This window comes from Halomonas sp. BM-2019 (genome assembly GCF_017584085.1).
The window spans coordinates 3,288,554-3,295,787 of sequence record NZ_CP071922.1 but is presented as its reverse complement, the minus strand read 5'-3'; the positions used below and the strand labels follow the sequence as shown (position 1 = coordinate 3,295,787).

At 71.7% G+C, this 7,234-nt stretch carries 7 protein-coding genes and 2 pseudogenes; 7 read left to right on the top strand and 2 right to left on the bottom strand.

What is annotated here, in order from left to right:
* On the bottom strand, positions 1 to 801 hold an 801-nt coding region (locus J5F18_RS16390; RefSeq protein ID WP_346299610.1), incomplete at its 3' end, for a dihydroxy-acid dehydratase.
* Positions 802 to 949: 148 nt separating this feature from the next.
* Positions 950 to 2,347, bottom strand: a complete 1,398-nt coding sequence (locus J5F18_RS16385) for a coniferyl aldehyde dehydrogenase (protein ID WP_346299609.1) — start codon at positions 2,345 to 2,347, stop codon at positions 950 to 952.
* A 256-nt stretch (positions 2,348 to 2,603) separates the two neighbouring features.
* Between J5F18_RS16385 and J5F18_RS16380 the strand changes: the two genes are divergently transcribed.
* From J5F18_RS16380 to J5F18_RS16350, 7 genes and pseudogenes are all read left to right on the top strand, one after another.
* Entirely contained in the window at positions 2,604 to 3,743 is a 1,140-nt protein-coding gene (locus J5F18_RS16380; protein WP_346299608.1) for a GNAT family N-acetyltransferase, read from the top strand.
* A 59-nt stretch (positions 3,744 to 3,802) separates the two neighbouring features.
* Positions 3,803 to 4,138 carry a cell division protein FtsB gene (ftsB, locus tag J5F18_RS16375; RefSeq protein WP_346299607.1) on the top strand — a complete coding sequence of 112 codons (336 nt, stop codon included), beginning with the start codon at positions 3,803 to 3,805 and terminating at the stop codon, positions 4,136 to 4,138.
* Positions 4,135 to 4,884, top strand: coding sequence for a 2-C-methyl-D-erythritol 4-phosphate cytidylyltransferase (ispD, locus tag J5F18_RS16370; protein ID WP_346299606.1), 750 nt, complete (start codon positions 4,135 to 4,137; stop codon positions 4,882 to 4,884). Before ftsB ends, ispD begins: the two co-directional genes overlap by 4 nt.
* On the top strand, positions 4,884 to 5,390 hold the full coding sequence (ispF, locus tag J5F18_RS16365) for a 2-C-methyl-D-erythritol 2,4-cyclodiphosphate synthase (RefSeq protein ID WP_346299605.1): 507 nt from the start codon (positions 4,884 to 4,886) through the stop codon (positions 5,388 to 5,390). The genes ispD and ispF overlap by 1 nt, the downstream gene beginning before the upstream one ends.
* Positions 5,383 to 6,462 (top strand): tRNA pseudouridine(13) synthase TruD, encoded by a 1,080-nt coding sequence (gene truD / locus J5F18_RS16360; RefSeq protein ID WP_346299604.1) that lies wholly within the window; start codon positions 5,383 to 5,385, stop codon positions 6,460 to 6,462. Before ispF ends, truD begins: the two co-directional genes overlap by 8 nt.
* 11 nt (positions 6,463 to 6,473) lie before the next feature.
* A pseudogene (surE, locus tag J5F18_RS16355) lies at positions 6,474 to 7,159 on the top strand (5'/3'-nucleotidase SurE).
* Positions 7,146 to 7,234, top strand: a pseudogene (locus J5F18_RS16350) (protein-L-isoaspartate O-methyltransferase); the annotation flags it as partial. The pseudogenes surE and J5F18_RS16350, both read left to right, overlap by 14 nt.

Below are 7,234 nucleotides of genomic sequence, written 5' to 3'. Positions count from 1 at the left end.
ATAGCGGGTCAGGGCCTCGCGCAGCGCCGTGCCCGGGTTGACGAAGGAGGCGCCGGGCAGGTGCAGGCCCATGATCTCCATCATCAGCTGGTTCGAGTTGGCGGTGCCGTAGAAGGTGCACGTGCCGGGACTGTGGTAGGAGGCCGATTCCGCCTCCAGCAGCTCCTCGCGGCCCACCTTGCCCTCGGCATAGAGCTGGCGGATGCGCGCCTTCTCCTTGTTGGGCAGGCCGCTCTCCATGGGGCCGGCGGGCACGAAGAGCGCCGGCAGGTGGCCGAAGCGCGCCGCCCCGATGAAGAGCCCCGGGACGATCTTGTCGCACACGCCCAGGTAGAGGGCGGCATCGAACATGTTGTGGGAGAGCGACACGGCGGTGGCCATGGCGATCACTTCGCGGGAGAAGAGCGACAGCTCCATGCCCGGCTGGCCCTGGGTGACGCCGTCGCACATGGCCGGCACGCCGCCGGCGAACTGGGCGGTGGAGCCCATGGCGCGGGCCGCCTCCTTGATGATGGCGGGGTAGTCCTCCAGCGGCTGGTGGGCCGAGAGCATGTCGTTGTAGGAGGAGACGACACCCAGGTTGGCGCTGTTCATCAGCTTGAGGCGGTCCTTGTCCTCGGCGCCGCAGGCGGCGAAGCCGTGGGCGAGATTGCCGCAGGAGAGCTCGCCACGATGCACGCCGCGCCGGTGCTGGTCGCCCATGCGCGCCTCGTAGAGGGCGCGGCGCTCGGCGGAGCGTTCGCGGATGCGTCGCGTGACGTCGGCGACGGTGGCGTTAAGGACGGGGGTCGGCGTGGCCATGGAGCACCTCGGTAGCTGTGTGTTTTTGTTAAGTTTACCAAAACAATATCCGGATTTCTCGCTATGCTAGCTGGTATTTCGACAAATTTGTAGTTTTATTACCATTATTTTGGCGGGTTGCCGAGCCTGACCTCAACCGGCGATGGACCTAGAACCCCAGCAGCCTCAGCAGCCAGCGTCGATAGGGCGGGTTGAGCAGCCCCACGGCAGTGTGCCTGGCCTGCAGGAAGACGCTGCGCTCTAGGCTGAAGCGCCGGAAGCCGGCCTCGCCCTGGTAGGCCCCCATGCCGCTCTCCCCCACGCCGCCGAAGGGCAGGGCGGGCACGGCGTTGTGCCACAGGGTGTCGTTGAAGACTACGCCACCGGAATGGGTCGTCTCCAGCACCCGTCGGCGCCGCTCGGCATCGTCGGTGAAGGCGTAGAGCGCCAGCGGCCGGGGGCCGGCGTTGACGTGATCCAGGGCGGCCTCGAAGTCGCGCACTCCGAGGATCGGCAGCCAGGGGCCGAAGATCTCCTCCTGCATCAGGGTTAGCCCCGCGTTGGGGTCGATCACCAGGGTCGGGGGCAGCTTGACCGCGCCGCCGGGCAGCTCGACCCGCTCGCCCAGCGCGATCACCCGGCAGCCGCGATCGTGGGCCTCCTCGAGCATCGCCTCGAGACGCGCGCGCTGCCGGCTGCCCGGCACGGCGGTGTAGTCGTCGCTGGCGGCCCCCCGTGGGTAGAAGTCGCTCACCGCGGCGCGTAGCGCCTCGACGAAGGCGGTCAGCCGGGGGGCGTCGATCAGCACATGATCAGGGGCGATGCAGGTCTGGCCGGCGTTGAGCCACTTGCCGAAGGCGATACGCTCGGCGGCCTTGGCGAGATCGGCGTCGGGGCCGATGATCGCCGGGGTCTTGCCGCCGAGCTCCAGGGTGATGGGCGTCAGGTTGGCGGCGGCGGAGCGGGCCACCTCTCGGCCGACCCGGGCGCTGCCGGTGAACAATAGATGGTCGAAGGTCAGCGCCGAGAGGTCGCGAGCCGTCTCGGCCCCGCCGAGCACCACGCAGAGCTCCTCGGCGCTGAAGTAGCGCGCGGCCAGCCGGGCCATCAGTTCGCTGGTGGCGGGGGTATGCTCACTGGGCTTGATCATCACCCGGTTGCCGGCGGCCAGGGCGTCCACCGCCGGCAGCAGGGCCAGGTTCCAGGGGTAGTTGGCGGGGGCAATGATGCCCACCACGCCGAGCGGCTGGCGATGGACCCTGGCCCGGCCGGGCTTCAGGCGCCAGGGCACCGCCGCGCGCCGCGGGCGCATCCAGCGCCTGAGGTGGCGCCGGGCATGGCGCACCGCCTGGAGCACCGTGGCGATCTCCGCCAGGCGGCTCTCGGCCTCGGCGCGGTGGCCGAAGTCCTGGCTGATGGCACGGGCGATCTCGTCGCGGTGGCGGCGGCACAGGGTCCCCAGCCGGGCCAGGCGGTCGCGGCGGGTGGCCAGGCTGGGGAAGGGCTCGGCCGCGAAGGCGCGACGCTGGGCTTCGAACTGCTCCTGCAGCTCGCGGGCATCGGTCATGCACCTCTCCCTGATGTCATGATATGGAAGCGAAAGCGTGGTCTGGCACAATGTAGGCCTTCTGTCGATCGCTTGTCAGCCGTACTGCTGTGGGAGGGCGATTTATCGCGCGAAGCTGCGCGCAGCGCTGCCGGAAAATACCGGGGCGCCTGCGGCGCCTTCGCCCGGTGAACCGGCCTCCCACCATGAAACCTGCCAAACATGTTCACGCCAAAGTGCGAAGAACCAAAGAATAGCCGGCGTGCCAGGAGAACCCATGCCCGAACTGGTACTCAAGGAGTTGCCCGCCATCGAGGCGGTACCGGCCGCGGCCTGGAACGCCCTGGTGGGCGACGACCATCCCTTCCTGCGCCACGAGTTCCTGCACGCCCTGGAGGCCAGCGGCGCGGTGAGCCCGGCCACCGGCTGGGTGCCGCACCACCTGACGCTGTGGCGCGGCGACGCCCTGGTCGGCGCGATGCCCCACTATCACAAGCACCACTCCTTCGGGGAGTACGTCTTCGACTGGAGTTGGGCCGACGCCTGGGAGCGCGCCGGCGGGCGCTACTACCCCAAGGGGCTCACGGCGATTCCCTATACGCCGGCGCCCGGCCCGCGGCTGGCGCTGGCGGAAGGCGTCGACCCCCTGGCGGCCCGCAATGCCCTGGCCGCGGCCTGGGAGGGGGAGGCGTCAGGGCTCTCCAGCTGGCACCTGCTGTTCGCCGAGGAGGCGGAGGTGGCCGCCTGGCAGGCGGCGCGCCCCGGCCTGCTGGCCCGCCACGGGGTGCAGTTCCAGTGGCGGGATGCAGGCTTCGGCGACTTCACGGGATTTCTCGCCGCCATGACCTCGAAGCGGCGCAAGGCGATCCGCCGCGAGCGGCGCATCGTCGCCGACCAGGGGCTGATCCTGCACCGCCTCGAAGGGGAGTCGATCGACGCGGCGGCCCTCGAGCATTTCTTCCGCTGCTACGAGATCACCTATCTGGAGCGCGGCCGTCACGGTTACCTCAACCTGGACTTCTTTCGCCGCCTGCGCGCGGCGATGCCGGAGCGCCTGCTGCTGGTCCAGGCGCGGCTCGAGGGCCAGCCGGTGGCGGCGGCGCTCTGCCTGCAGGGCGCGCGCACCCTCTACGGGCGCTACTGGGGCAGCGAGGTAATGGCCGACTGCCTGCACTTCGAGGCCTGCTACTACCAGGGCATCGAGCACTGCCTGGCGCGGGGGCTTGCCGTTTTCGACCCCGGCACCCAGGGCGAGCACAAGCTGGCCCGGGGGTTTGCGCCGCGCCTGCTCACCTCATTGCACCATATCGCCGACCCTCGCCTGCGCGACGCCTTGGGACGCTTCTGCGCCGAGGAGCGCCCCCGGGTTCGCGCCTACTGCACCGCCGCCGGTCAGGTGCTGCCGTTCAGGACGTGAGCGCGCCCGTCGATGGTGGCATAATGCCCGCGTTTTCCCTTTCGCGACGGACACTGTTCATGCTCAAGTGGTTGGCCATCGTGCTGCTGGTTCTGCTCGCCCTGCTGCAGTATCGCCTGTGGCTGGGGGAGGGGGGCATCCGCGACCTCGGCGAGGTCCGCGAGCGGGTGGCGGCTCTGGAGGCGGCCAACAAGCCGCTGCGCGCCCGCAACGCGCGCCTTGGCGCCGAGGTGCTGGACCTCAAGACCGGCCTGGACGCCATCGAGGAGCGCGGCCGCAGCGACATCGGCATGGTGCGCGCCGACGAACAGTTCTTCTGGGTGCCCGGCGTGGTAGTGGAGTCGAGTCCGGTGGTCAATCCGGCGCCGGCGGTGGGCCTGGAGGCCAGTCGATGAGTGCGACGCTCTGGCTGGTGGTCCCGGCGGCGGGCCAGGGGCAGCGGATGGGCGCCGATCGGCCCAAGCAGTACCTGGAGATCGACGGTCGCCCGGTGCTGGCTCATACCCTGGCGCGGCTGCAGGCGGCCTTCCCGGCGGCGCGGCTCTGCCTCTGCCTGGACCCCTTTGATGCCCGCTTCGATCCGGCCTGGGTGCCCTTCGCCGACTGGTGCTGGGTGCCCGGCGGCGGCGAGCGGGTCGACTCGGTCACCAACGCCCTGGCAGCCATCGCCGCGCAGGCGGCCGACGACGACCTGGTACTGGTCCACGACGCGGCGCGCCCCTGCGTGACCGTAGCGGACCTTGCTCGCCTGCATGCCATCCTGGTGGACGACCCGGTGGGCGGCCTGCTCGCCGCGCCGGTGGCCGACACCATGAAGCGCGACGACGGCGCCGGCCGGATAGCGGGCACCGAGCCCCGCACCGGCCTCTGGCAGGCACTGACCCCCCAGGGCTTCCGCTATGGCCTGCTGTGCCGGGCGCTGGCCGCGGCGGCCCGGGCCGGCGTGGCGGTCACCGACGAGGCCTCGGCGGTGGAGGCGCTGGGGCTCTCGCCGCGGCTGGTCAGCGGGCGTCGCGACAACCTCAAGATCACCCATCCCGAGGACCTGGCACTGGCCGCGCAGATCCTGGCCGCCCAGGCCCTGACGGCGCCGGCCTCGGGCGAGCCAGACAAGGCGCCTTCCGGCGCACTGGAGAGATGATGCGCATCGGCCACGGCTTCGACGTCCACCGCTTCGGCGCGGGTGACCACCTGATGATCGGCGGCGTCGCCGTTCCCTTCGACCAGGGCTTCGTCGCCCACTCCGACGGCGACGTGCTGCTCCACGCCATCAGCGATGCCCTGCTGGGCGCCTGCGCCCTGGGCGACATCGGCCGCCACTTCCCCGACACCGACCCCGCCTGGAAGGGCGCCGACAGCCGCGTGCTGCTGCGCCACGTGGTAGGCCTGGTGCATGAGGCCGGCTTCCGGGTCGGCAACCTGGACGCCACCCTGATCGCCCAGGCGCCGAAGATGGCGCCGCATATCGCGGCCATGGCGGCCAACATCGCCGCGGACCTCGAGGTCGAGGCCGGCGCGGTCAACGTCAAGGCCACCACCAGCGAGCGGCTTGGCTTCACCGGGCGTGGCGAGGGGATCGCCGCCGAGGCGGTAGTGCTGCTGCTGCCCGCCGCACCTGTCGCCAAGCGAGAGGTGGCCGGTGAGTGAGGGCGCCACCGCCGGGGCGGCGGCGGACGCCATCACCTGGCCGCCGGCCTGGCCGCGGGTGCTCGACGCCGACTGCGGCCCGCCATCGGCGGGGGAGTACCGCGCCGCGCCCGAGGACTTCGAGGTCGCCGAGGTGCTCGATTTTGCCCCGGAGGGGGAAGGCGAGCACCTCTGGCTGCATATCGAGAAACGTGACCTCACCACCGCCATGGCGGTGCGCGAACTGGCCCGGCTGTGCGGGGTGTCGCCCCGGGCGGTCGGCTACTCGGGCATGAAGGATCGCGTCGCCGTCACCCGCCAGTGGCTGTCGGTGCAGCTGCCCGGGCGCGAGGCGCCGGCCGGCCTGGCCGACGCCCTGGCCGCCCGCGGCGTGCGCGTGCTCTCCGAGGCGCGCCACCCGCGCAAGCTCAAGCGCGGCGTGCACCGTGCCAACCGCTTCCGCCTGCGCCTGACCGGCGCGGCGCTGGACGACCCGGCCCTGACGGCGCGCTGGTCGCGCCTGGTGGAGCAAGGGGCAGCCAACTACTTCGGCCCCCAGCGCTTCGGCCCCGACGGGCGCAACCTGCTGCGCGCCCGCGCGCTGCTGGCCCGCGGCTGGCGCAAGCGCGACGACCGCGATGGCATGCTGCTCTCCGCGGCGCGCAGCTTCCTGTTCAACGAGGGGCTGGCCGCGCGGGTCCGCGACGGCAGCTGGAATCGCCTGCTGCCCGGCGAGGTCGCGATCCTCGACGGCACGGCGAGCCAGTTCACCCTGGAGGCGCCGGATGCCGAGCTCGAGGCCCGCGCCGCCCGCCTGGACCTGCACGGCAGCGGGGTGCTGTGGGGCGTCGGCGACTCGGTGGCGGCCGGCGAGGCGCTGGGCCGCGAGCGATGGCTGTCGGAGCGCTACCCGGCACTCTGCGCCGGGCTCGAGCGCGCGGGCGTTCGGCTGGCCCGCCGCGCCCTGCGCCTGCGCCTGGGCGAGCCGCGCCTGACCCGCGGCGAGGGCGAGCTGTGGCTCGCCTTCAGCCTGCCCCGCGGCGCCTTCGCCACCGCCGTGCTGCGCGAACTGATCGCCCACCCCACCCTGTGAAGGAGTCCGCGATGCGTCGACTGCTGCTTTCCAATGACGATGGCGTGCATGCGCCCGGCCTGCGCGCCCTGCACGATGCCCTGGTGCCCCACGCCCGGCTGCGCGTGGTGGCCCCGGACCGCGACAAGAGCGGGGCCAGCAACTCCCTGACCCTGAGCCGGCCGCTCTCGCTCTCCGACCTGGACAACGGCTTCTACAGCGTCGACGGGACCCCGGCGGACTGCGTCTACCTGGGGGTCAACGGCGTCTGGGACGAGAAGCCCGACCTGGTGATCTCCGGCATCAACCATGGCGGCAACCTGGGCGACGACGTGCTCTACTCCGGCACCGTGGCCGCCGCCATGGAGGGGCGCAACCTGGGCATGCCGGCCATCGCCATGTCGCTGGTCGGGTCGCGTCACTTCGACACCGCCTGCTCAACGTCAACGTGCCGGACCTGCCCTGGGACGAGATCCAGGGCTTCCGGGTCACGCGCCTGGGCTATCGCGGCCCGGCCTCGCGACCACTGGAGGTGCGCGACCCACGGGGGCGGGTGCGCTGGTGGATCGCCGCCGCCGGGGAGAACGCCGATGACGGCCCCGATACCGACTTCGCCGCCGTCGAGGCGGGCTTCGTTTCCATCACCCCGCTGCAGACCGACCTGACCCGGCATGCGGCGCTCTACGACGTACAGGGCTGGCTGGATGCACTCACCTGAACGACTGCCGGAGCTGGTGCGCGGGGTGGGCATGACCTCCCAGCGGACCCGCGACCGCATGGTGGCAAGGCTGGC

Bases quoted from the DNA above. Each gene is read 5' to 3' on its own strand.
- ftsB (WP_346299607.1), top strand. From the start codon at position 3,803: ATGCTCAAGTGGTTGGCCATCGTGCTGCTGGTTCTGCTCGCCCTGCTG.
- ispD (WP_346299606.1), top strand. From the start codon at position 4,135: ATGAGTGCGACGCTCTGGCTGGTGGTCCCGGCGGCGGGCCAGGGGCAG.
- J5F18_RS16380 (WP_346299608.1), top strand. From the start codon at position 2,604: ATGCCCGAACTGGTACTCAAGGAGTTGCCCGCCATCGAGGCGGTACCG.
- ispF (WP_346299605.1), top strand. From the start codon at position 4,884: ATGCGCATCGGCCACGGCTTCGACGTCCACCGCTTCGGCGCGGGTGAC.
- J5F18_RS16385 (WP_346299609.1), bottom strand. From the start codon at position 2,347: ATGACCGATGCCCGCGAGCTGCAGGAGCAGTTCGAAGCCCAGCGTCGC.